Annotated in this window: 20 protein-coding genes and 1 tRNA gene; 4 read left to right on the top strand and 17 right to left on the bottom strand. The window is 30.9% G+C overall.

Features of this window, described 5'->3' with window-relative positions:
* Positions 1–46: 46 nt before the first annotated feature.
* A complete protein-coding gene (locus KJ971_03745; protein ID MBU1144956.1) occupies positions 47–1,288 on the bottom strand; it encodes a hypothetical protein in 1,242 nt (413 codons plus the stop codon).
* Positions 1,289–1,638: 350 nt separating this feature from the next.
* Here KJ971_03745 and KJ971_03740 point away from each other — a divergent pair, with 350 nt between their 5' ends.
* The gene (locus KJ971_03740) at positions 1,639–2,211 is read left to right on the top strand and encodes a TetR/AcrR family transcriptional regulator (GenBank protein MBU1144955.1); all 573 of its coding nucleotides are present in this window, start codon (positions 1,639–1,641) and stop codon (positions 2,209–2,211) included.
* Between the two features lie 47 nt (positions 2,212–2,258).
* On the opposite strand, the gene KJ971_03735 is transcribed toward KJ971_03740, so the two are convergent.
* Together KJ971_03735 and KJ971_03730 are read right to left on the bottom strand one after the other, a co-directional pair.
* Positions 2,259–3,878 carry an acyl--CoA ligase gene (locus KJ971_03735; GenBank protein MBU1144954.1) on the bottom strand — a complete coding sequence of 540 codons (1,620 nt, stop codon included), beginning with the start codon at positions 3,876–3,878 and terminating at the stop codon, positions 2,259–2,261.
* Between the two features lie 18 nt (positions 3,879–3,896).
* The gene (locus KJ971_03730) at positions 3,897–4,697 is read right to left on the bottom strand and encodes a DUF1624 domain-containing protein (protein MBU1144953.1); all 801 of its coding nucleotides are present in this window, start codon (positions 4,695–4,697) and stop codon (positions 3,897–3,899) included.
* A gap of 195 nt (positions 4,698–4,892) precedes the next feature.
* Here KJ971_03730 and KJ971_03725 point away from each other — a divergent pair, with 195 nt between their 5' ends.
* From KJ971_03725 to KJ971_03715, 3 genes are all read left to right on the top strand, one after another.
* A complete protein-coding gene (locus KJ971_03725; GenBank protein MBU1144952.1) occupies positions 4,893–5,420 on the top strand; it encodes a sigma-70 family RNA polymerase sigma factor in 528 nt (175 codons plus the stop codon).
* 2 nt (positions 5,421–5,422) lie between these two features.
* Entirely contained in the window at positions 5,423–6,661 is a 1,239-nt protein-coding gene (locus KJ971_03720; GenBank protein MBU1144951.1) for a hypothetical protein, read from the top strand.
* Positions 6,662–6,760: 99 nt separating this feature from the next.
* Entirely contained in the window at positions 6,761–7,948 is a 1,188-nt protein-coding gene (locus tag KJ971_03715) for a hypothetical protein (GenBank protein ID MBU1144950.1), read from the top strand.
* 55 nt (positions 7,949–8,003) lie between these two features.
* On the opposite strand, the gene KJ971_03710 is transcribed toward KJ971_03715, so the two are convergent.
* The 14 genes from KJ971_03710 to KJ971_03645 form a co-directional block, all read right to left on the bottom strand.
* The gene (locus KJ971_03710; GenBank protein ID MBU1144949.1) at positions 8,004–8,915 is read right to left on the bottom strand and encodes a cation diffusion facilitator family transporter; all 912 of its coding nucleotides are present in this window, start codon (positions 8,913–8,915) and stop codon (positions 8,004–8,006) included.
* Positions 8,916–8,963: 48 nt separating this feature from the next.
* Positions 8,964–10,283 (bottom strand): O-antigen ligase family protein, encoded by a 1,320-nt coding sequence (locus tag KJ971_03705; protein MBU1144948.1) that lies wholly within the window; start codon positions 10,281–10,283, stop codon positions 8,964–8,966.
* Positions 10,284–10,379: 96 nt separating this feature from the next.
* Positions 10,380–11,774 (bottom strand): MATE family efflux transporter, encoded by a 1,395-nt coding sequence (locus KJ971_03700; protein ID MBU1144947.1) that lies wholly within the window; start codon positions 11,772–11,774, stop codon positions 10,380–10,382.
* A 143-nt stretch (positions 11,775–11,917) separates the two neighbouring features.
* Positions 11,918–12,934, bottom strand: coding sequence for a magnesium and cobalt transport protein CorA (locus tag KJ971_03695; protein ID MBU1144946.1), 1,017 nt, complete (start codon positions 12,932–12,934; stop codon positions 11,918–11,920).
* Positions 12,935–12,938: 4 nt separating this feature from the next.
* Positions 12,939–15,083 (bottom strand): bifunctional diguanylate cyclase/phosphodiesterase, encoded by a 2,145-nt coding sequence (locus KJ971_03690; GenBank protein MBU1144945.1) that lies wholly within the window; start codon positions 15,081–15,083, stop codon positions 12,939–12,941.
* A gap of 90 nt (positions 15,084–15,173) precedes the next feature.
* Positions 15,174–15,485 (bottom strand): DUF2087 domain-containing protein, encoded by a 312-nt coding sequence (locus KJ971_03685; GenBank protein MBU1144944.1) that lies wholly within the window; start codon positions 15,483–15,485, stop codon positions 15,174–15,176.
* 351 nt (positions 15,486–15,836) lie between these two features.
* Positions 15,837–15,922 (bottom strand) — tRNA-Leu (locus KJ971_03680).
* A gap of 96 nt (positions 15,923–16,018) precedes the next feature.
* Positions 16,019–17,869: an ABC transporter ATP-binding protein/permease gene (locus tag KJ971_03675; GenBank protein MBU1144943.1), complete on the bottom strand. Its 1,851-nt coding sequence runs from the start codon at positions 17,867–17,869 to the stop codon at positions 16,019–16,021.
* Complete coding sequence (locus KJ971_03670) at positions 17,862–19,712, bottom strand: ABC transporter ATP-binding protein/permease (GenBank protein ID MBU1144942.1); 1,851 nt, start codon at positions 19,710–19,712, stop codon at positions 17,862–17,864. The genes KJ971_03675 and KJ971_03670 overlap by 8 nt, the downstream gene beginning before the upstream one ends.
* Positions 19,713–19,752: 40 nt before the next feature.
* Positions 19,753–21,462: an arginine--tRNA ligase gene (argS, locus tag KJ971_03665; GenBank protein ID MBU1144941.1), complete on the bottom strand. Its 1,710-nt coding sequence runs from the start codon at positions 21,460–21,462 to the stop codon at positions 19,753–19,755.
* Positions 21,463–21,496: 34 nt separating this feature from the next.
* Entirely contained in the window at positions 21,497–22,012 is a 516-nt protein-coding gene (locus tag KJ971_03660) for an NUDIX domain-containing protein (protein ID MBU1144940.1), read from the bottom strand.
* A gap of 73 nt (positions 22,013–22,085) precedes the next feature.
* Positions 22,086–23,921 carry an ATP-binding cassette domain-containing protein gene (locus KJ971_03655; GenBank protein ID MBU1144939.1) on the bottom strand — a complete coding sequence of 612 codons (1,836 nt, stop codon included), beginning with the start codon at positions 23,919–23,921 and terminating at the stop codon, positions 22,086–22,088.
* A gap of 98 nt (positions 23,922–24,019) precedes the next feature.
* Entirely contained in the window at positions 24,020–24,538 is a 519-nt protein-coding gene (locus KJ971_03650; GenBank protein MBU1144938.1) for a GNAT family N-acetyltransferase, read from the bottom strand.
* A gap of 1 nt (position 24,539) precedes the next feature.
* Positions 24,540–25,094, bottom strand: a complete 555-nt coding sequence (locus KJ971_03645; GenBank protein ID MBU1144937.1) for a hypothetical protein — start codon at positions 25,092–25,094, stop codon at positions 24,540–24,542.
* Positions 25,095–25,111: the final 17 nt, after the last annotated feature.

Here is a 25,111-nt window from a genome sequence, read left to right as displayed (position 1 = left end):
TTTACTAAAATTAATTAAAGAAAAAAGCAACCAAAAAGGATGCTTTTTAAGCGTTAACATTGTCATATGAAGTCTTGACAATTTGATAAACCACTTCTTTAGGTAAGTCCCCATAATTATTGGCTTTAAACCATAGTTCTTCCTTGGTGCCTTTGTTTTTTGAAATGGTAGGATATTTAATAATTAATCTGATTCCTTTTTCTAATTCATATTTAAAGGCCATACGATAATAATTTCCATAGTTCATCAAAACTAAAAATGGTTTTCGATCAACATAAAAAGTTATTTTTTCATCACTTAGTTTTGTAACTACTTGAGGCAATTCTCTAACATATTCAACCAATTTATCAAATGTAGGATCTAATGGTTTAAACATTTTAGGTTTTTCAATATAGTATTCTATCGAACTAACTTGTTTGTCTTGATTGCTAGTCTTTGAAAATTCTGGATCAACGTTAATGTCTTCATAAAGCATATTCGTTGGATCTAAATTTTGACCACCACTGACAATGGTTTGTTCTTTAGAAACCATAATCGTTTTCGTTGAATTTTTAGTTTTTTCAACTACATGTTCTTTTTCTTTTTGATCATGTTTTTTAGAAACAGGTGCTTCTTGTCTTACTTCATCAATTTCAGATTCAAGCTCTGTTTCTTCTTGATGTTTTTTCTTAAGAATTGTCATTACAATTGCATGAACAATGTAAAGTCCTATCGCAACTGCCCCAATTAAAATATGATTATAAGTGTAAAGGTCTCCATAAGCAGCGTTTGTAATTTTGTAAACCCTAATAAAACGACTTACATAAATGACTCCGGCCATTAATTCTACTAAAAAAACAAAAATGATGATTCGAACGAGATTACTTCTTGATTTGAATCCAGAAGCAATAATGTGACCAAATCCGATTAGATTAACGGTAGTTGCTAATAAACCTAGCAAAAAGACGAAATCGTAACCAGAACCACTATCTTTGTAAATAAAGTATGTTAAAGCTGTTAGATAAACAAGTGCTCCAATGGAATACATATACATTGGGAAAAACGCGGCATTGGCTGTAGAACGTTTTACATGTCCATACTCTTTATATTCATGATTACCGATAAATAAGAAAATTAAACTTAATATAAATAACAGACCGCCAATTCCTGCTTTGACATAAATTTCGTTGTCGCTCATTAATGGAAAGGTTAATCCCCACCATTGATGGATGTTATTCCAAGGTATAGCGACGGCAGAAACAAGCAATAGAGATAATAGAATCACTACATTTCCAAAAAACTTTTTCATTTGATTCACCTCTTTTTCGAATATATAAAAATTATATAACGTATGTATATTTATGTCAATAAACTAATCAGTTTATCTTAAATGATTTTCGATATAAATATTTAATTAGTAAACAATAGGGAAAACCAAAAATCAAACAGTATATTTCTAATATTTATCAGTTACTTTTTAGTTAAATTTTTGGCTTTATTTGTTATAAAAACTAAATATTGTGTTAATTCAAGCAAAGGTATTGCCTTTTTTTTATCAATCGTATATAATGAATGTATAAATTATCTGTTGACCTTAAGAATTTAAGTATGCGGGTAATTTCTAGAAAAAAGGATACTCGTATCCAAGGGAGGAATATTATGCAAGTTCTAAAAGAATCAGTCAAGAATGCGATCGTCGAAGGCGCAATTGCGGAATTCTTTGAACGCGGTTTTCAAAGTGCCAATATGCGTAGAATTGCAGATAGCGCGAATATTACTGTAGGAAATATTTACCGTTATTTTGAGAATAAGGAAGCACTATTTAATGCAATCCTTTTACCTGCGCAACAAGCAATTGACGATCTCGAATCATTTGACCAAAAGTTACACATTACACACATTGAAACACCAAAAGAAGCCAATCAAATCGTGACATACGTCATGAATGTGCTTCGCCCTTACACAAAAGAAATTTTCATCATGATTTTTAACTCAAGTGGAACTCATTACCATCAAGTAAAAAATCAATTAGAATCTTTGGTCATCAACAAAATCAAAGAATACTACCCAGGTAAGTTTAATGATTATTTCTTAAAAGTAGTAGCTTCAAGCTTTATTCAAGCGCTGTTTGTCGTATTTAGAGACAATGTAAATGATGCTAAGAAAATTCAAGAAATCATTGTACAATTAATCGTCTTCTACTTCCGCGATGTAAACAACCGTTTATTCTAAACAAAAATACTGCATGAAATAAAAACGACCATTTATGGTCGTTTTTTTTACATCGTTTCTAATTTTCTCGTATCAATCTTTCCAATAATTGTTTTGGGCAAAGAATCTAAATACACGATTTCTTTGGGAATAGCATACATCGATAATTCTGATTTGATTGCTTTATGTATTTTTTCATTTAAAATAGCAGTTGAAACGGAATTATCTGTAACGACAAATAATTTAATCATAAATCCTTTTTCGATATCAGGAACGCCTACTGCGGCAACTTCTTTAATTTCTTTAAAATTCATCAATAAATTTTCGATTTCTGCAGGTAAAACTGGGATTCCAGAAACTTTAATTATTCGTTTTAATCTTTGTTTAAAATGAACATAGCCTTCTGAATCTAAAAAACCAAAATCTCCTGTTAGAATCCATTTTTTGGATTTATCATCTATTAAGAAGGTTGAAGCGTTCGTTTCATCATCTTCTAAATATCCATTCATCATCGTATCACCAGCTACAATAATTTCTCCTGGCACATTGGTTTCAAGTATTGCTCTTGTCTCTACATCGACAATTTTCATATCAATTCCTGGAAGAGGTTTTCCAACACTTGTTTGTACATGTTCTTTTAACGTGTTAACCGAACAAACAGTAACAACTTCTGTTAACCCATATCCTTCTAACAATCTTGCTTTTGATCCAAATTCTTTCATCAAACGATCAAATCTGTTTTTTAAATCCAAAGCAACATAATCTCCCCCCACAAATGCTTGGTGAAGATTTTGTAGATGTGTCCCTCTGATTTCAGGTTTGCTTAATAAGTTTTCAAATAAAGAAGGAACTCCAATAACATAATTAATTTGATTTTTCTTAAGCAATTTAATTGCTTGAAGCGCATCAAATTTTGGCATTAATGTGTTAATTCCGCCATTACAAAGCATTGCATGAACGCCCATACATAATCCAAACCCATGAAACATCGGTAAAACTGCAAGCATGTATTTATTTGAAAACTGACTTTCACCTAAAATAAATGAAGTTTTAGCTGCTAAACTATTAATGGCAAAACTTGACAATTCAATTGTTTTTGGTTCACCTAATGTTCCACCACTGTGTAGATATACAGCGGTTCTTTTTGGGTCAATTTCATCATTTCTTGTAATGGAAGATTCCTTTAACAATGCATTAAAAGAAAGAACTTTATCTGAGTATACGATTCCTTTTAATTTTTTTGCGTTAATTAATTTGTATCCAATTTTTTTAATCATTCCAAATTCTGATGTAGGATTTGCAAGAATCATTGTGATGGATGAATCAGCTAACAACTCTTTATAATGATCGTAAAATGTATCCACAACAATAAGCGTCTTACTTCCTGTTTTTTCCATAAACCTTCTCATTTGGTTGGGAGGCGTAAATGGATGGACCATATGGCAAATTGCTCCTATTTTGTTTACTGCATAGAATGCATAAATAGCCTCAAATATATTAGGCATTGCCATTGTTACGACATCTTTTGAAGTAATCTTAAGCTTTAATAGAGATTCACTTACTTGATTAATTCGCTTAATTAATGCTTCGTACGTAATGAATTTGTCCATAAATAATAATGCATTATTTTGTGGAATTCTTGCGTTGGTGTCTTTGATTGCATCGTATAATGATAAATTTGTATTCATTAAATCATTCCTCCTAATTTATAGTCTATAACCTAAAAGATACCCCAAAAGATATACTAAAGTTAAAATAACAAGTTGATGTGTTACAAATATAATTAAAGATTTTTGTCCAGCAAAGACAAAAGGACGGTTCCATTTTTTATCAAGACCTGGAAGTAGCGAGACTCTTTTCGAATAGAATAAATTTCCAAGTACGGTACCAACCATTATTACGCCAGTGTAAGGGATGATTCCAAAATAGTCTGCACCGTATCCTTTTAAACCTATGATAATTTCAAAAAATCTGGAAAAAGTAATGGTTTCATAATAAGAAACTTTCCACCACTCAATATAAAATCCAATTCCAATAATAATGAGACCAAGGGCTAAGATAAATACATCATTATTCCAAATTTTACGAAACAAATAAGTAAGAAGTGTTCCAACCGCAAATAAGTGAATGATTCCAAATAGAATACCTATTTGCAATCCTGAAACGACTTCGGTTGTCATAGTAATAACAGATATTATAATGGCTACAGCTAAAAATTTTAATCCTCGTTTTAAATTGGAACGGCTGAAATTAAAACTGATACCTGAGACCAGTAAAAAAATCGCTACGAACACAATATGCCCATATGCCCTAAGAGCAGATTCCCAATACAAAGAGGCAAAATCATATAACCATTCCATAAAAGGACTTCCAACGGAGTAAAAATTACTAAACCAATTTGGTAAACTTTTTAAATCGAACATTAAATGATCAAACACCATTAATAAAATGGCTAACCCTCTTAAAAAATCTAATTCCCAAATTCGGTATTTTTTTACTTTTTCCATCAATTTCACCCATATTCATTATGTCAAGATTATATTATAAATTCTCCTCTTTGTAAACGCAATCAAACAATAAAATTAAAACATACCAATAAAAACGTACACAATAACGTATATTAGGTAAGAAAATTCTTTTAGTGAATTGAGTTCACAATATAACTTGATATGGTATAATTATCATCAAGGTGGTGAACGGGAATGTATATAAACTTCGATGACTATATCGAATTACTAAAACTAAAGGACGATAAGGCATTTGAGCTTGTTTATGAGCATACAAAAAGAGGCGTGTTCTCGATAATTATCTCGATTGTAAAAGATAAAAGCGAAACCGAAGATTTGATGCAAGAAACATATATCAAAATGCTTAAAAATATTAATTCTTACCAAATAGGTCGTAATTTTAACGCTTGGCTTTTGCAAATCGCAAAAAACATAGCAATTGATTTTTATCGCAAAAATCATAATGTAACTGCCTATGATCCGCAAGAACAATCTTATATTTTTGACAAAGCGGCTTCTTTAGAAAATGATTCATCTCCTCATGAAGTAAATGAATTACTGAAACCTCTTGATGATGAAGAAAGACAAGTTGTTTTATTAAGAATCGTTTCAAATACTAAGTTTAAAGATATTGCAAAGACACTAGACAAACCATTAGGCACTGTCTTATGGATCTATAATAAAGGTATAAAAAAACTAAAAGACACCGTTAGAAAGGAGTAATCATGAAAACAAGACAAATAAAAATGTTGATTCGAGAAACAGCATTAAAAGAAATGCCAGAAATTTTAAACAAGATTGATTTATCTTCGATTGAGATTATTCCAGCTTTTCAAGAAGAAAACGCTAAACCTTTCACCTCTCTTCGAAGAGTCTTAACTTATTCTTTTTCTTTCTTATTTATACTAGTTTCTTCTGTCCTTATTTTTAATTCATTATCGAATCCAGTATCTCCTTATGAGGCAGCGCTTGAAAATGAAACGGAAATAATTGGATTTCAAGCAGTATCAGCTACCTCCTTACTTTCTGAATCTTTTACAACACCACTTAGTTTATCTATGACCAGTGATACTCCTTCTATTTTACTTCTTGGAGGAATTGAGACGACATCTGTCATTGAGTCAGAAATTGATATCATTAATAAGTACTTAAACATGATGGAAGTTGTGATTGGTAACAAAGAAACTCTTCTTTATCAAAGCAAACTGTCTGAAGATGATGCTTATCAAACTCAAATTTCATTTAAAAGTATGGATTTACTCGGAAATTTAGTTCAATTTCAACTATACTATAACACCACTCAAGACGGAGATTTAGAACTAATAGACGGAATTATGATTCATAACGAAATAACCTATACCATTCATGGCGAATTAAGTAACTCAGGTGAAGTAATTCAATCACAATTCCAAGCTTCAATCGATGAAAACAATTATGTTATCGTACAAGACATTACCGACACTACCGGACAAAAGTTTTTATATAAAATATATGAGAATGCAAGTTTAATTAACGAAAGCGAAATTTCTTTAGACTTAACAAATACTTCCATTAAAGCAAAAATTAATACTCGTTTTCAAAACGAAAACTGCCAAATGAATATTGAAAAAGCTGACAATGGAGCAGCAAATTCTGGATTCAGTGTAAATTATATCTTAAACAACGAAACCTCATTAGTTGGTCAAATCGATGTATCTGTTGAAATGAATCAAGTCTCTGGAATGTATCAATATCGCTATACGATTACCGAAAATGAAGATACCGATGAAATTATTTGTAATCGACAAGACAAAGGAAATACTCAAGCAAATGATGATGATTTTACTACCGATGATGATTCTGATGATTCAAACGATACAAATACTACTACATCACAATGTCCAGGACGAAGTGATAATTGTGGTAAAAATTGTTACAACGAAGATTATTTAATAACTTCGATCAAAAATTTGAATGTTATTTAAAGAAAAAGTTATACTTTTTAAAGTATTAACTTTTTTTTCCAATAAAAAAGCATATTTTTACGTATATGAAATAGATAAATATATTTAGGAGGAAATTTTATGAAAAAATTATTAGCAACCCTTTTCGTATTTGCGATGGGACTTGGTGTATTTGCTTGTACAAGTGCTCCAATTATTGAAGAAGTAGTTTTAGAAACAGATAATCAAGTATTTGCATTACAAGCTGTTTCCGCATCTAGCCTTATTGAATTAAGTACTGTTCAAGCTACAGCTTTACCAGTAGGCCTTGTTGTACTTGAAGACACAACTGAAACTCCAATCGTGGAGGAACCAATTGTAAGTACTGAAATCGATGAAATCAATCGTTACTTAGCAATGGTGGAACAATTCTTAGGAAGCGACAACGGGTTAACCGTTACTCAAGCTGTCTCGGATTTACCAGAATGGGAATATATGATGACTTATACTTCTGTTGATTTACTTGGAAATCCTCATACTTATATTCTTTACTACAATGAAGAAAGTTATGCAACCGATGTTGTCATAGACGATACTACAACTACTACTGTTACAACGGAAGAACCTGAAGTAACAACTACAGACACAGAGACTACAATTACCGATCCACTTTCTATGGATCAAGACATGATGCAAGATCAAGACAATGAACATAATTTCTGTTTTGAAGATGACGAAGATGATTCAGTTAAATATCTTATTACTGGAATCTTAGTAGATGGCGATCTTGTTTACAATGTTGAAGGAAAACAAATCGTTGAAGATGATGAAGAAGTATTAAGACTTCGTTCTTATATCGATCAAGATAATTATGTTAAAGTAGAATACAAAACTGAAAACGATGGCGAAGAAAGCAAATTTTTCTTTGAAGTTGTTCAAGATGGTATTGTTACTTCTGAAAGCAAAGTTAAAATTTCAAACGAAGATAATGAATTAAAAGTAAAACTTGAAATCGTTGAAGGTTTAGCTTCTGCCTCATTTGAATACAAAGAAGAAACAGAAGATGGCGTTACTTATATTAAAATTCGTTATGAATTAGTAACTGCAGATGGAACGGAAGAATCTGGCCAAATCAAATTAATCGCAACAATTGATGAAGTAACTGGCGAAGTAATCTATTCTTACCAAGTTCAAGATGATGGCGATCAATACATGCATGAGTACCAACAACATCACGGACATTATTACGGAGAAAACAATGGAAACTCTAACAATGATGACGATGATGATGATACAGATGACGATACATTAGATAATTCGAACTTATAAATCTATCCTTTTTTAGAAAAGACTCCTCTACATTCAATGTAGAAGAGTCTTTTTTTTAGTGATGATGATGGTTGAAACTTTGCGCTGTTTCTAAATCTTCACAATCCTTACCATGACATTTGGAATTCTCAAATTCAATTTCAATCGTCGCATGCAAGATTTTTAATTCTTCAAGTAGTTGATGCATTTTCTCTTGTGCTTTCATTAGTTCTTCTTTTGAAGTATCTTGTTTAATTACAGCGTGGAGTGTCAGTAAAGGAATTTCTCCTTCTAAACTCCAATAATGGATATGATGAATATCTAAAATAATCTTTCCATCTATTAAGGTTTTTTTAATGGAAGAAATCGAAGGTTCTGTAGGCGCTTTTTCTAAAAACACATAAACAATTTGCCTCATATTCTTAAAAACATGAAACAAGATATAAAGAGTAAAAACAATCGATAAAATCGCATCTAAAATGTAAAAATCACTAAAGCTCATAATGATACTTGCGATTAAAAGTGCTACCCATCCCAAAACATCTTCAAACAAATGCAAACTAATGACTTTTTCATTTATCGATTTGCCTTTGGAAGCATTAAGAGCCGCAATTCCATTTACCACAATACCAATAACCGCAAACCATAAAACCGTATTTACGTCAATCATTTCCGGATGAATGAGTCTAGGTATAGCTTTAATGATAATGATGGTAGATCCTATCAGCAGAACAACTGATGAGATAAGTCCTCCAAGTAAAGAATATCTTTTGTATCCATACGTATAAATTTTATCTGGTTTCTTCTTTGATTTTGATTCTAAAATCATTGATAGTCCAATCGATAAAGAATCACCTAAATCATGAATACTATCTGATAATAAAGCGATACTATTTGTAAGTAAACCTCCAACAAATTCAAAAACGGTAAATAATAAATTGAGAATAAACGCAATCGATAATCTGTTTTTTGTTTTGTTTGCATTCATAAAAAATTCCTCATTTCTTGAAACAAAATGAATCATAAAAAGTAGTAGTTAAGCAATAACTCCTTCAGATAACCGTTCTATTTGATGTGTTTCTAAATAAGCCTTGTTACTATTTTCAACGACCGCAATGATTATAAAAAGCATAATCATAAATTGTGGCATAAAGTAGACATTGTCAATCATTCCATGCGCCATAGCCCCTAAAACAGAAATACTTAAAATAAGTGTTTGAGGTTTTAATTGATAGACAAACACTCGAAACATTTGATAAAATTGAATCAATAAACCAATCAATCCAACCGCTCCAAATGTGGCCATAGTATGTAGAATGGTATTATGATACATTCGATAATCTCCAAGAGCGTCTAACCTTGCAAAAATACCTGCCCCAAATAATGGATGTGCTAAAAAAGTAGCAATAGCATCTTTATAGATTTCTATTCTTCCAGAATCATCTAATAATAAATTCATAAATCTATCATAGATTGCGGAAAACAAATCATAATTATAGATAGATAGCAACGTTAATATCGCAATGGTTAAAGCAAAATTTAAAAGAGTTAACTTCCAATTCGACGATTTCAATAAGAAAATGAGTACTAAGATAAAAATAAGCAAGAATGCGAGAATGCCACCTCTAGAAAGAGTGAAAAAGAGCATGAGTATTTCAAAAATTCCTAAGAAAATCCAGAAGAAATTAATTTTTGATGTTTTAGCAAAATAAAAAGTGGTTGGAATAAACATAATTAAATAGGTCGCAATAAAATTAGAAATCCCCCAACCAAGATCGATGGTTTTGTGTTCTAAAGCATACAGAACATCTTCTACTCTTATATAATAAATCAATACTTCAAAAGAAATCAATACTCCTAGTATCATCATCATTTGAAGTAAGTAATCTATGTGATTTCCTTTGATTGAATTAACATAAAAGAAATAGATAAAAGCATATACAAGTCCAATTACTCCATAAAAAATATAATTGATATTAATAAATTCGGCATTAATAGAAGATAAAAGCATCGCAAGAAACATTAAAGCAATTCCTAAGGTCATCTTGCCTTTAAATATGTTAACTTTAAACCGAATGATGTGAATCACAATACCCAAAATCAAAACGATAGGTGTTAGATATAAATACAAAGGAATGTTATTTAATGTCCATTCTGTTTGACTAATCATGAATAAAGAGTTAAGTAAAATAGGAATGGATGGCATAACATTTTTAAACAATACAAAAATGAGGAAGATAGCAGCTAAAAAAATCAAAAAGCCAATTTGCTCTAATTGAAACGTCCAAAAAAACAGTGTTAAGACACTAAGTAAGATAAGATAAGGAATCCCATAGAGTAATTTAGATTTATTCATTTAATCCTCCAAAGCTTTGCACTATTATTATACAATAAATAGAGCGGTTTTTACTAAAAAAATTGTCATTTTGATGTTTAAAATAATCAGTTTATATTACAAAGCATTAAAATCAGTCGTTTGAAACAGAATTCTTTTTTGAATGGCTTTAAGTTCAAAAACCATTAAAATGATACTAATAAGTCCAGAAAGTAGATCTGAAACTGCAAAGCTAATCCACACTCCATCTAGTCCAAAAAGAGAAGAAAATAAATATGCTAGTGGAATAAAGAAAAGAATTTGTCTTGATAAAGCAACAAGTGTCGCACGGATTGGATAACCAAACGATTGATACACGGCACTAATTACTACTTGAAAGCCAACCAAGATAAAACCTATCGAAATTATTTTAAAGGAACTTGTTCCATAAGTGATGAAGAATTGATTGTGTGATTCACTAAACATCACAAAGATAGTATGTGCAAAAAGTTGAACAAATACGAATCCAATAAAAAAGTAAACCGCAATCATTTTTGTTGCAAAAAGAATCACTTGTTTTAATCTCAAATAATTCTTCGCTCCAAAATTAAAGCCAACAATTGGCGCTAATCCTTGAACCAATCCAAAGCCTGGCATAAAGATAAAATAGATAACTCGGTTAATAACTCCATATATTGAAATATAAATTGCTGGATCTCCTTGTGCATATTTATTAATTAGATTATAAATAATAATTGCAATAAAAGCACCTGTTGCATTTCTTAAGAACGTAGGAGTTCCTATGATTAAAACTTCATTTACTGTTTTAAAATCGATTTTAAACCATTTCTTTAAGTTAATATGTAAATTAGATTTTTTAGAAATTGCTTGAATAAAGATGTAAATAAAAGCAATACACTGAGAAATAACTGTAGCGATTGCTGCTCCTTTTACTCCAAGGCCAAACCCAAAATCAAAGATAAAAATCGGATCAAGTACGATATTTAAAAGCGTTCCAATCATCATAGAAATCATCGCTACTTTTGCTCTTCCTTCTGCTCTTGTAAGGTTGTTAAGTACCATAGAAAGCGATAAAGGAACTAATCCATATAAAATAATGGACATATAATCTTTTGCATAGCCAATATTAGATGAAGTTGCACCAAAAAAGACAAGTAATTTGTCTAAAAAGATAAATCCTAATACCGAAAAAATTAAAGCTCCAACGAAATCAATTCGTAAAGCAGTATTAACGGATTGCTCCATTTTTTCTGTATCATTTCTACCAAAAGCACGAGAAAATACCGAAGCACTTCCCATACCAATCATTAATCCTACTGCCATCACAATCATTTGAATCGGAAAAGCTAAGGCTAATCCTCCAATGGCTATTTCCCCAGCACCTTTCGCAACGAAAAGTGTGTCAACGAAATTATATAGGGCATTAGCTACCATTCCGATTGTTGCTGGAATGGATAATTTTATTAATAATTTCTTTACGTTATATTTACCAAGTAATTCATTGTTATCCATCGTCACAAGAAACACATCCAATCTTGTAGATTATAGTATACTCTTTCTCAAATAGCAAGAATAATACATCCATTCTGGCTATCCTTTATAAAAGAAAAAAGACATTATTCTGTCTTTTTTTAGTTTTAAAATGCAAGTAAAAATTAAAACCATTTTCTTTTCTTGAAAAAGAGAATCATTCCTACTGCTATCACGAGACAACTTCCTGCAAAAACATAAATTCCATTGGGGCTGTTTAACCCAGGAAAATCAACAAAATTCATACCAAAAAAGCCTGCTAAAAAAGATAAAGGAATAAAAATAGCACTAAAGATGGTTAATGTCTTCATAATAGCGTTCATTTTATTTGAAACATTATTGATGTGAACATCAAGTAAGTTTCTAAGCAATTCTCGTTCGGTTGTAATTTGGTCGTTGATTCGCCTTAAATGGTCTGTTAAATCATCAAAATATTTATAGATTTGAGCTGATAACAATTTGGTGTTTTTAAATTCTGCTTTCACAAAACTTTCATAAATTGGATCGATATTACTTTTTAAAAATAATAGTTCTTTTCTTGAATTATAAAGGTCAGATTGATTGGTTGATTCCAAATTTATAATGTCTTCTTCTAAGGTAAACGTGCGATTTGATAATTCTTTTTGTACAAAAATATCGTTATCAATTACTGTGTCTAAAATAGCATAAAACAAGTAATCATGTTTCATTTTACGAATAGACCCTAAATGATTTTCAAGCCTTTTATACATTTCGTCGAAAAGATTGACATTGTGTTCATGAAACGTAAGCACTTTATCTTCAAAGACTAACAAAGACAAATAATCATGTCTTATCTCGTTTTCATGAAGATAGGCATAACTTAATACGCAGAAGATATACTCATCAAAAAATTCAAGTTTATTTCGTTGATTCACATTTAAAATATCTTCTACTACCAATGCATCTACATTGTATTGTTCGCAAAAAGACTTGATTTTAGCAGTATCTTGCAAGCCTTTCACGATAAACCAATTAACACAATCTTTCATTAAGGTTAAATCGGTTATGGTTTCTAGCATACCGTCATTATAAATGATATGAGAAATTTCAGTTTGAACATTATGAATCCCAGTATAAATTGCGGCTCCAGGAGGTTGATTTTTCTTTAAAAAAACATTCATAGAATCATCCTTTCACTTGTTGATTTGCTGATATTTTTAATGTTTCAGATTTGATTAAATCAATAATTTCATCAATTGGTTTTGCTTTACTAAAATAATATCCTTGGTAATAATCGTATTGAATGGACTTAAAATAATTCAACTGTACTTCTGTTTCAATTCCTTCTGCTATAATGATAAAATTCAATGATTGTCCTAATCCTTTAATTGCCGTTAATAATTGTTTATTTGTTTGGTTCATGTAGTTTTGGATTAATATGATATCGACTTTTAAATGCGTAAGTGGTAATTCAGCTAAATGATTTAATGACGCATATCCACTTCCAAAATCATCTAATGCAATGTTAAATCCTAATTCTTTTAATTCAGAAAGTATTTTAACTACATCTCTATAACTAAATATTTTTGACGTTTCAGTTGCTTCAATAACAATATACTTGCTTTCAACATCATATTTAAGAAGAATTTCTTTAATCTTCTTAATTGATTCTTCGTTTAAACTTAAAACAGAAAAATTGACTTCAATGATATAATTTTTGTTAATTTTTTGAAGCCGTTTTAAATATTCACAAGATTTAGCAAACACTTTTAAATCAATCATGGTAATGGATCCATTTTTTTCAGCGATATTAACTACCTTTTGCGTGTTAAAATAAATACCATTTTCTTGAATTCTTAGTAATGATTCAAATCCAATAATTTCATTCGTCTTTAAACTGACAATCGGCTGTAAAAATACTTCAATTTCATTATAATCCAATTTTGATAGTTTTTCTTCTAATTCTTGCTCATCATAAAAATCTTTTCCTATCTCGTGATTATAAAATAAATAATTATTGGTGGTTAGTTCTTTCATTTTATACATAGCAATATCTGCAAACATTATCAGTTGCATCATGGAAGACGCATCGTTAGGATAACTTGAAATTCCTAAACTCATAAAGATTTGATATTGAAAATCATTAATACCAATTGGGTGTTCCAGTAATTGATTGATTTTACTAACTAGCTTTAATACTTGATCTTTTTGGGCAGATTGAATGATGCATACAAACTCATCGCCTCCCCAACGGTAAAAGTGGATGAGATCATTTCCTAACTTTGTAAATCGACGAGATAATTCGAGAAGAATTTGATCTCCTATTGTATGTCCGTAAGTATCATTTAACATCTTAAAATTATCAAGATCTCCATACAATAGGAAAAATGGTCGTTCTTTTTTAATTAAGTGAATCATATCTTCTTCTAATTTGTGCCTGTTTGGCAATTTGGTTAGATAATCAAAAAAGATTAATTCTTCCGTTTGTTTTAAATATTCACTGCTTTTATAGTAATAATAGGCAAGACCAAGCCCAATTGCGGTAAAACAAACAAAAGTTAATACAATAAAAATTATATTGGTACGATTAAATGTTTGCATATAAGTTTCATTCACAATTAATCCTAGTTGCCAATCATAAATTTCTGGAGATACTTTATCATAATAATACATATTTTCTTCATTAAAAGCTAAATCATTCATGACCGAAATATTATATTGATTGTAAATAGCATAACTAAAAACATCACTTTGAGATTGGTCGAATATACCAATTAAATACTCTTCAGACATACACACATTGATAAAACCTACAAAAGTGTTTTCTGAGTAAATTGGATTTCGAAAGGCAAGTCCGCTGCAACTATGGTTTTCATCACTTAACAACCCAGAAATGGTGATTAATCCCGTTTCTTCTGCGTTTAAAACATCTTCTCTTACTTCTTCTGATAATTCTAAATATAAATTTCTACCGATTGCTGAAACCAAAGAATCCTGATAAATATAAGAAATAATCCCAAGCGGAGCGTAAGAAACATTTTCAATTCCTTCATTTAACGCCACTAGTCCTTCTACATAATTATTTAATTCTGTTTCAAACTCTGTGTCAAGTGAAGCTAGGATAAAATATTCCAGTCCAATACTTTTTTGAATAATATCATTCATGCTTTGTTCAATTGAATGGATCATGAAATCCGCTTCTTTTTGAATATAGGCTTTGTTTGAATTTTCTCTAATAATCGTAAAGGTTAATGCTATTAAAACCCACAACAAAAAAACGATGATAGGGACAATGAAAGATAATCTATTCTCTCTTAATCTTCTTTTCATAGCATAACTCCTTTTGTTCAAAGTAGATGCAGAAATAAACTCTTATCTATCTTATCTAATGGCCAAAAAATCTTCTAATTTAACTTATCATTACCTGTTTCTAGTATATACTTTACAATCTCTTGTCCTAGAAAACAAACCAAAATCAATGAGCGCTCTTCGAAACAAAGGAAAATCATCAACAATTCGTTTTAATTCCATGTTAATTTCCTTTTCAGAATATTCGATATCAAACTCAAATTTATTAGAAAGGATGATAAAAATAATAACTTTATTTTTTTGTTTAGATGGGAAGCAGAATAATCTTCCATCTTTACCAAAAAATCGAATGGAATCAATGATATCCTCTTCCTTGATTTCAAATCGATCCATCAAAATTTTTTCTATATTAGTTCTTTCCATATTTGTACTCCTTATCTGCTCCAATCATTTCATTAATTAATACTGAAATGGTAAGAATTTCATCTGTTTAAATCATTGTTTTTACCAGTTTCAATGGCTACATTCCCCACTAGGCGTTCATCAAGAAACGTTTAAGTTTTGTGAATTAGTTTCTTCTTTAGCCCTATATGTTTTTTTGATAAAATTAAGTAAGTAATGTTTAAACAGAAAATCGACTCATTAACACATAAATAAATTATATCATATTTATTTTGTAATACCCCTGTGCCTTCTATAAAAAATAAAAAAACGTTTTTCCTCAAGAAAGAACGTTCTTTACTACCACAAATATTGAATTTTCCATTTTATGATTGGTACCGGTGGCCGGACTCGAACCGGCACGCTTTGTGGGCAATAGATTTTGAGTCTATCGTGTCTACCGATTTCACCACACCGGCATAGCAATCATTATTATACACTATTTATTTTTAAAATAATAGTTCTTTTTTCTGAATTTTTAAAGAAAAACAACCGACTTTTCAGCCGGTTGTTTCTTATTTTTTTGAGAGTTCTAACATATCTTCGGAATATTGATTGGTATATAATTGGAAATATTGACCTTTTTTGTTAATTAATTCTTTATGGGTTCCTTCTTCAATCACTTTTCCATCCTCTAAAACTAAAATTCGATTCGAATGGACTATGGTTGATAAACGATGCGCAACAATAAAAGAAGTTCTGCCTTTTAAGAGCTTGTTAATTGCAAATTGAATGACTTGTTCGGTTTCGGTATCTACAGAAGAAGTTGCTTCATCTAACACTAAAATCTTAGGATCAGCTAAAATGGCTCTAGCAAAAGAAATTAATTGTTTTTGCCCAACCGATAATCGAGATCCTCCCTCGCCACACTCCGTTTCATATCCGTTTTCAAATCTCATAATAAACTCATGAGCTTCAACGGCTTTTGCGGCTTGAATCACTTCATCGTCAGTTGCCTTTAAATTGCCATAACGGATGTTTTCCATTACATTACCACTAAAGAGATGAGGAGACTGTAAAACGTAGCCTAAATTCGAATGTAGCCACCCTAAGCTTCTTTCTTTGTAATCAACACCATCAATTAGGATATTTCCTTCGGTTGGCTCATAAAATCGGCAAATCAAATTGACAATCGTTGATTTTCCTGCTCCAGTATGACCTACTAGTGCTATAGATTCTCCCGCTTTCACGTCTAAATTAAAATCCGTTAACACTTGTTCCCCTACATGATATTTAAAGGATACATGTTTAAATGTAACATCTCCTCTTAATGGTTCAAAGTTTTCTAGTTTGTAATCAAATAAGGTTCCATATTTATCAATGACTTCTTGTGTATCAACAATATCTGGTTCTGTTTCAATTAATGAAACAATTCGCTCTGCGGATGCTTGTGCTTGCTGGAACCTTGCATAAATAGATGCAATGTTATTTACCGGTTCAAAGAATTGCCAAACATAGTTGGTAAATAAATAAAGAGTTCCCACACTGATGGCTAAATTAAAAACCATGTTTCCGCCAACATAATAAATAACAGCAGTCGCAATCGAAATCAAAAAGATAACGGTTGGGAAATATAATCCTTGTACCATCGCTGCGCGAATTGATTGACGCTTCATATCTGAAGTTAAATCATCAAAATCGCCATAGTTTGAATTTTCAAGTACAAGTGTTTTTGTTGTAATCGCTCCGGTAATGCCCTCGTTATATGCTCCAGTAATTTTTGAGTTTACTTTTCGAATCGAACGATAGGACTTTAAGATGTATTTTCTAAAATACATCGATATGACAATTAAGAATGGTACGATTGCCATGGTAATTAATGCTAACTGCCAGTTGACAAGAAGCATGACTAAAATAAGTAAAATCATTAAGAATAAACCCCAAGTAAGATCGATAATTCCCCATGATAAGATATCACTTAGGTTTCTCGAATCCGAAGTCATTCTCGCCATAATCCACCCAGTTCTGGTTCTGTCATAATAAGAAAAAGGTAATTCTTGTAAGTGATGAAATGCTTTTCTTCTAATGTTAAAGGCAAGTTCAGTTTGTACTTTACCTGCAAGCAAGATAAACAGATATACCATCGTTGCTTGAATGATCATAAAAATCACGTATAATCCAATAAACAGTGGCAACTTCGATAAATCAGCAACTCCACTATCAATATTTGGTTTAATGATATCATCAATTGCAAATTTTGAAATGTAAGGATAAATGACATCGGTTGCGGCAAGTACAGACATGGCAAAAATACTTAAAATAACATATTTTTTTAATGGTTTCATGAAACTAAAAATCTTTTTCCAAACTTTCCAATCTAACTTCTGGGACGTAAAACTCTCTTCATCTTGTAATTGATCAAACATGTTCTTCACCGTCCTCTACTTGAAAATCTATTTTGGACTGAATATCCCAGATTGCTTTGTATAATCCATTTTGTAAGATTAATTCTTCGTGTGATCCGCTTTCTTTGATTCGTCCTTTATCAATCACTAAAATCCGGTCTGCTTCTTTGGCCGTTGTAATTCTGTGAGTGATGATGAAAACTGTGGAATCTTTCCACTCCTTCTTTAATGCATTTCTGATTTGAACATCTGTTTCGGTATCGACAGCACTTAAGCTATCGTCGAAAATTAAAATTGGTTTTGGTTTCAGAAGCATTCTGGCAATAGCAACTCGTTGCTTTTGACCACCAGATAACGTAACTCCTCTTTCACCAACTAAGGTTTGGTATCCTTTCTCGAAATGAACAATATCATCATGAACATGCGCAATTTTTGCGACTTCTTGAACACGAGATTCTGTTTGCATACGATCGGCAATCCCTATGTTTTCTTCTACGGTTTTTGAATATAAAAATGGTTCTTGTAAAATGATACCAATGTTTTCTCTTAAATGATGTTTTTCAATTTGTCGAATTTCGGTATCATCGATGTAAATAGTACCTTCTTGATGGTCTAAAAGTCGAACCATCAAATTCATAAGAGTTGATTTTCCTGAACCAGTTTTTCCTACAATCGCAATTGTTTCTCCTCTTTTTACTTTAAAGGAGATATCTTCTAATTGATGATACGTTGAATCATCAAATTTAAACGATACGTTTTCAAATAAAACATTACCGGTTATCTCAGGTTTTGTGGTGTGTTCTTCATCTCTATACTCATTTGGAGTTGAGATGATTTTGTCAAGTCTAGAAACAGCAACGGTTGCTTTCGAAAAATCTCCAACCAAACGTCCAAGTTGACGCATTGGCCAAATAATATTTCCGGCATAAGCTAAAAATGCTGTGTAAACTCCTAAAGTAATAATTCCTTTTGATGCATAGACAACACCCACAACAGCAATAAGACAAAATTGGGCAAAACAGATAAAATCGGTTCCACTCCAAAACATTGCCATTTTTTTAATTAAATTATAATCGGAAGTCGTGAAGGTTCTATTTAACTGGTCAAATTTTTCATCTTCATATTTTTCATTTGCAAAAGCTCTTACGACTCTAGCACCAGTCACGTTTTCTTGAACGTCGGTTGTCATAGTTGCTTCATTGCCTTCAATCACTTGAAACAGTTTTTCGACTTTTCGAAAGTAAATGGTGGCTATTAGTAAGATAACTGGCGCAATAATCAAAGAAATAAACATTAAATTGACATTCAATTTTGACATTTGCCAGATGGATAATCCTACGAGTAATACTAACCGAACGACTTCGACGATTTGATCGCTTATGAAGTGTTTGTACGTTTCAACATCGGTTGTACATCGTTGAATTAAATCTCCTGTTTCGGCATGAGAATGAAACTTATATCCTAAATTTTGTAATTGTCTGTATAAATTATTTCGTAATCTGTACCCTACTTTTTCTGAAAACAATGCTGTAAACGTTCTTCTAAAAAAGATAGAAATGGCTCTAATTAAGTCAAGTACAACCACCAAAGAAACAGTTAATAGTAATTGCTTTGCAACGGTATCTGCTTCAATAAAGTTAATAAAAAATTGCGGTAATCTTGATCCTTGATCACTAAATTTTAAAATATAGTCAATGATATGTTGACCAAACAATGGAATAATTGTTCGGATATAAGATATAAAATATAATAATATGAATGATATTATAAGTAATGGCCAGGATTTTCCCATCCACTTAAACATTAAATATAAAGAGCGTTTAACGCTCTTTTTTGGTGCGTTTTCTGATAATATTTTTTCCACATCGTTCACCTCGCTTCTATTAGATATGGAGTATTAGTATTTACATTTTTTCAATTACTTGCATCCCTAGAGTAACCATCCCATCATTTAAAATGTTTCGAACGATATATAAAAGATGCATTTTTGTATTTTTTTCAAGCAAATCTTCTACTATAATCTTTTCTCTTCCATAAAAACTATTAAATAGACTTGCTAAATTTAATAAATATTTGGCTAATACGCTTGGAGCATATTCGCTTGCTGCTTTTGCAATAATATCTGGGTATTGACTTGCTTGTTTCATGATTTCAAAATAGTGATCTTTTTCAAAAAGACTCGCATCGATTTCTCCATCAAATACGAAAGCATCTGATTGCAAAATGGACGTAATTCTAACAGAAGTATATTGTAAATATGGCCCAGTTTGGCCAACAAAGTTCACCATTTCTTCTAAGTTAAATTCAAAATCGTTTGCTCGGTAATTTTTTAAATCGTTGAAAATAATCGCACTAACACCTATTTTTTCGGCTATTAATTCCTTGTTTTCTAGAGTTGGATTTTTCTCATTAATGTAAAGTAAGCTTAAATGGATGGCTTCTTGTAAAACGTCCATTAAACGAACAATTTTACCTTTTCTCGTTGACATCTTTTTGCCATCTTGTAATACCAATCCAAAATTAACATGAACAATGTCATCTTTAAACTCATATCCCATTAATTCAATTACTTTTTGGATTTGAGTAAAATGAAGTTTTTGTTCGTTTCCTACAATATACAAAGCCTTATCAAAATGATAAGTGTTCTTGCGATAAAATAAAGCCGCTAAATCCCTTGTAATATACAAAGTAGACCCATCAGATTTTTGAATGAGTGCAGGAGGAAAGTCTTCTCCTAAATCCACAATCATTGCTCCTTGATCTAATTTTAATAATTCTTTTTCTTTCAACTCATCAATAACTTTCTGCATTTTATCGTTATAAAATGCTTCTCCATTGAATGAATCAAAATCAACTTGAAGTAATTTGTATACTTCCATATAATCTTTTAGGGATTCTTCTCTAAACCACGTCCAAAGCGCCACGTATTTTGGATTGTTTTGTTCTAATTCTTTAAAGATTTCTCTTGCTTTTTCTTCAAGAGAAGGATCATTTTTAGCTAATTCATGGAATTCAACGTATAATTTTACTAACTCTTCAATGGGGTTTGCTTTTACAGCAGCCTCTGATCCAAAGTTTAAATACGCATAAATTATTTTTCCAAACTGTGTTCCAAAATCACCTAAGTGGTTGATTCGATATACTTTATAGCCACATTTTTCAAGAATATTTCCAATGGAATGACCAATAATGGTAGAACGTAAGTGTCCAATTGAAAATGGTTTTGCAATATTAGGCGATGAATAGTCCATCACGATTGTTTTACCATTTCCAAATACATTATTTCCATAATTTTCTTGGTTCTTTTTAAAGTGTTCTATAACATTTAGGGCGTATACTTGTTTGTTTAGAACAAGATTTACGAATCCGCCCATTATATTTACTTCTGAAAACAGATTTTTAAACGGACTTATCTTAATTAAATCTCTAATCTCCTTTGAAATCAAAAGAAGAGGTTTTTTAAGCGTATTTACCACACTGAAAACAGGGACTGAGATATCGCCTTGTCCTGCCTTTTTAGGTTCTTCTACAACCATAGAAATTGGCATTAAATAAATTCGGCTTAACTCTTTCTCTAGGAACATTCTAAGTTCTAATTTTATCATTTCAATCATGATTCATCACCCTTTCACAAAAATAAAATTCGGACTAAAGTCCAAATCTATTTTTTATATACTTTAACATCGCTGTTTGTGAATAATAAAAAGTTATCTTTGGTTGTTTTAATGAAAGAAGTGTCATTTCATTTTTTGAAATGGCTGCATCAATATCAACCCACATTGGTTCCAATCCCATTTCTTCTTCATGATCTTCAAGTGATTTTTCCATAAAGTCGGTCACTTCTACATGATAATAATCTGAAAGAATTTTAACTGGTTTTCCTCTGAGTGATCTTGATTCTCTAATTTCTTCTGTTACACCAAGGTATTCGACAATCTTAATTTTGACTGCCCCTACTTCTTCTAATAATTCACGATATAAAGTATCTAATTTGGATTCATTTAGCGCTATTCCGCCTCCTGGAATTCCATACATTTGGTCTATTTTTGAGAACATTAATAATATAAATCCATCACGTACAATGATGGCTCGAACCGTTTCTCTGGTTTGAATTTTTGGTGGAATTTCTACTAAGGTGTCTGTAATTACCATTAATGGCTTCATTGTTATACTCCCCCAATCTATATTTCATCTACTATTGTAGCATATTCTATTTGAAATAGTATCTATTTTTTGGTTAATCACTGGTTAAGGTAACAATTTTTTCAAACATCTCTTGAATTTCTTTTTCTAATACAAGTATCCTTTCTTCTTTTTCAATGTATAGCATTTTATTCATATAGACTTCTTTTAAGAATAAAGATTGTTTTAACTCATCAATCTCTTTGTGATAGGAATCAATGTTCTTTTCTAACTCTTTTATCATTAATTTTGAAGAGATTGTTTTTTCTTTTTTAAATTTTGGTTCTGGATTTGGTTTTAACGATTCTAAATACGTTTTGTATTCATCATAATTTCCATCAAATACAATTACTTCTTCATGATAAAAAGCGATTATTTTTGTTGCAACTTTGTTGATAAAATAGCGATCATGAGAAATAAAAATAATGGGTCCTATAAATTCTTCGAAAATATCTTCTACAATATTTTTGGTCTCAATGTCTAAGTGATTGGTTGGTTCATCTAAAATTAATAATTCTGGTTCTTCAAGCATTAACAATAAAAGTCGTAGCCGAACCTTTTCTCCCCCACTTAACACTTTCACTTGTTTGAAGACATCATCACCAACAAAAAGCAATTTTGCAAGAAGGCTTCTTACTTCTCCTATTGTTTTACTCGGATATAAATTATGGATGGTATCCATTACATTTAATGATTCATTTAGTCCTTCTAAATTTTGATCAAAATATCCGATTTTCATGTCCTTATGAAATAAAATTTCTCCTGTTAAAGGAATGATTTCTCCGATAAGTGTTTTGATTAATGTGGATTTCCCGATACCGTTTGGACCAATGATCCCGATTTTTTCAAATCCTCGCATGGAAAAATCAATATTTGATTTTAGAATATCATCGTAACCAATCGAAATATCTTTTGCTTCCAAAATAATGGCATCCGTTGCTCTTTTACTTTTAAAAGAAACTTGTACCGCGTGTCGGCGATTAACTGGTTTTTCAAGTCGATCAATTTTATTGATTTTTTTAATGCGATCTTGAGCACTTTTTGCTTTGCTTGATTTATAGCGAAAGCGATCCACAAAACTTTGTAAATGATCGATTTGTTTGTTTTGTTTTAGAAATTGTTTCATTAAAAGTTCGTATCGTTTTACTTTTTCGATTTCATAATCATCATATTTCCCATAGTAGACACTTAACGTGTTTTGATCTAATTCAAAGATTTTGTTTACGATTTTATTGATAAAATATTTATCATGAGTCACAACAAATACTGCTCCATCGTATCGTTTTAAATATTCTTCTAACCACTCAATGATTTCGATATCCATATGATTTGTAGGTTCATCAAGAAGCAAAATATCTGGTTTGATTAATAATAATTTAGCGAAAGCGATTCTGGTTTTTTCTCCACCTGAAAATGTTGAAATTTTTCTATGATAATCTGATTTTAAAAATCCAAATTTTGATAAAATCATGTTGATAAACGTTCTAAATTCATATCCGCTTTTTATTCGATATTCTTCTTCAAGACTTGCATACCTTTTAATCAAGGCTTCGTCTTGATTTTTTTCAAGAAGGAGAGCATTTTCTTTTAATTTTGATTCCAAAAGGATAACGTCTTTAAAAACATCCTCTGCTTCTTCAATTAATGAGAAATCCATATTACTTAATACATCTTGACTTAAATAGCCGATTTTTGCTTGACTATAAATAAAAATTTCCCCAGAATCCGGGGAAATATCTCCTAATATCATTTTGATTAGAGTTGATTTCCCAACCCCATTTTGGCCAATGAGCGCAACTTTGTCATCACGATTCACTTCCAATGATACTTTATCAAAAAGGATATTACCACCAAATGTCTTTTTTAGGTTATTTATTTTTAGTAAGTTCATGAAATCACATCCCATCAGACAAATTTAGCGATAATTAGCCATGTCTTGCGCTTTAATTTTAACAGAACCACAAAAGATTTACAAGATTTTTTTATAAATTATCTCTTGTTTTCAAAAACAAGCTCATAATAATACATTTCAAGCCCCCATAACAAAACCGTTTCTTTACAAATAAATCCTACTTTTTTTAAGACATTTTGACTTGCAATATTGTGAATATCTGCTAGGGCAATGACTTCTTTTTGATGCAGAAAAATCGCCACTTCTTTCATTTTTAAAGCGGCTTCAGTAGCATATCCTTGATGCCAAGCTGATTCTTTAAACGCATACATTATTTCGTTTTTTTCATACTCTTTTACATAAGCATTTCCTGCATATCCAATTACTTCTTGCGAAATAGGTTCAATAACTGCATAAATGACATTTGGAAAATCGATAGAAAATGATTTGATGATATGAGTTAGCCAATTATGAATGACTTCTTCAGAATAGGCTTTTTTCCTTGGTAAAAATTCACAAACAGACTCATTGGTTAATAACTCAACTAAATCTAAAAAGTCCGTTTCTTGGAAAGGTCTGTATTCTAAACGTTTAGAATGAAGATTATATAAATCCATTTTATATCTTTTTATTCTTTTTCTTTAAATATAGATGATTCACAATAACCCCAAACAAAATGAAAAAGGAAATAATCAAAATGATCCACTTAAAGAAAGTAAAATACGGAGTACTATAGGCAAAAATAGGTGACTCTAAAGGATATCTTGCCATAACGATGGACGCGCCAATGTTTTCAAGTAAATCAAATATTACTCCTAAAATCGGCACAAACAGTATCCACGATAAATCTTTAAAATTCGATTCTTTTAAGAAATAGGCAGTCGATAATATTAAAAAAGTTCCATAGACGACAGGCCAAATTACATCAAACGAGATACGTAGATACACATAAGCGGCTCTTCCAGTATCTCCATAGATTTGAGCTAACCGATATAAATCTTCAGGTTGATAAAAGAAAAAGGTGTCTGGAGTTTCAAGTGAACCAGTTATAATTTCAGTATATTTTGCGACCACCGGTAAAACAATCAATAAAAATAAAAGAAAAATTATCGTAGAAATAAGAACATTCTTTTTGGTTGCCACTTTAAATGCAAATGCATTAAAATTTTTCATAATCGTCTTCCTTTCTT

This window comes from Bacillota bacterium, from assembly GCA_018818595.1.
Taxonomy (GTDB): domain Bacteria; phylum Bacillota_I; class Bacilli_A; order Izemoplasmatales; family Hujiaoplasmataceae; genus JAHIRM01.
This window is presented reverse-complemented; position numbering and strand designations above follow the sequence as displayed.

Bases quoted from the DNA above. Each gene is read 5' to 3' on its own strand.
- KJ971_03745 (MBU1144956.1), bottom strand. From the start codon at position 1,288: ATGAAAAAGTTTTTTGGAAATGTAGTGATTCTATTATCTCTATTGCTT.
- KJ971_03740 (MBU1144955.1), top strand. From the start codon at position 1,639: ATGCAAGTTCTAAAAGAATCAGTCAAGAATGCGATCGTCGAAGGCGCA.
- KJ971_03735 (MBU1144954.1), bottom strand. From the start codon at position 3,878: ATGAATACAAATTTATCATTATACGATGCAATCAAAGACACCAACGCA.
- KJ971_03730 (MBU1144953.1), bottom strand. From the start codon at position 4,697: ATGGAAAAAGTAAAAAAATACCGAATTTGGGAATTAGATTTTTTAAGA.
- KJ971_03725 (MBU1144952.1), top strand. From the start codon at position 4,893: ATGTATATAAACTTCGATGACTATATCGAATTACTAAAACTAAAGGAC.
- KJ971_03720 (MBU1144951.1), top strand. From the start codon at position 5,423: ATGAAAACAAGACAAATAAAAATGTTGATTCGAGAAACAGCATTAAAA.
- KJ971_03715 (MBU1144950.1), top strand. From the start codon at position 6,761: ATGAAAAAATTATTAGCAACCCTTTTCGTATTTGCGATGGGACTTGGT.
- KJ971_03710 (MBU1144949.1), bottom strand. From the start codon at position 8,915: ATGAATGCAAACAAAACAAAAAACAGATTATCGATTGCGTTTATTCTC.
- KJ971_03705 (MBU1144948.1), bottom strand. From the start codon at position 10,283: ATGAATAAATCTAAATTACTCTATGGGATTCCTTATCTTATCTTACTT.
- KJ971_03700 (MBU1144947.1), bottom strand. From the start codon at position 11,774: ATGGATAACAATGAATTACTTGGTAAATATAACGTAAAGAAATTATTA.
- KJ971_03695 (MBU1144946.1), bottom strand. From the start codon at position 12,934: ATGAATGTTTTTTTAAAGAAAAATCAACCTCCTGGAGCCGCAATTTAT.
- KJ971_03690 (MBU1144945.1), bottom strand. From the start codon at position 15,083: ATGAAAAGAAGATTAAGAGAGAATAGATTATCTTTCATTGTCCCTATC.
- KJ971_03685 (MBU1144944.1), bottom strand. From the start codon at position 15,485: ATGGAAAGAACTAATATAGAAAAAATTTTGATGGATCGATTTGAAATC.
- KJ971_03675 (MBU1144943.1), bottom strand. From the start codon at position 17,869: ATGTTTGATCAATTACAAGATGAAGAGAGTTTTACGTCCCAGAAGTTA.
- argS (MBU1144941.1), bottom strand. From the start codon at position 21,462: ATGATTGAAATGATAAAATTAGAACTTAGAATGTTCCTAGAGAAAGAG.
- KJ971_03660 (MBU1144940.1), bottom strand. From the start codon at position 22,012: ATGAAGCCATTAATGGTAATTACAGACACCTTAGTAGAAATTCCACCA.
- KJ971_03655 (MBU1144939.1), bottom strand. From the start codon at position 23,921: ATGAACTTACTAAAAATAAATAACCTAAAAAAGACATTTGGTGGTAAT.
- KJ971_03650 (MBU1144938.1), bottom strand. From the start codon at position 24,538: ATGGATTTATATAATCTTCATTCTAAACGTTTAGAATACAGACCTTTC.
- KJ971_03645 (MBU1144937.1), bottom strand. From the start codon at position 25,094: ATGAAAAATTTTAATGCATTTGCATTTAAAGTGGCAACCAAAAAGAAT.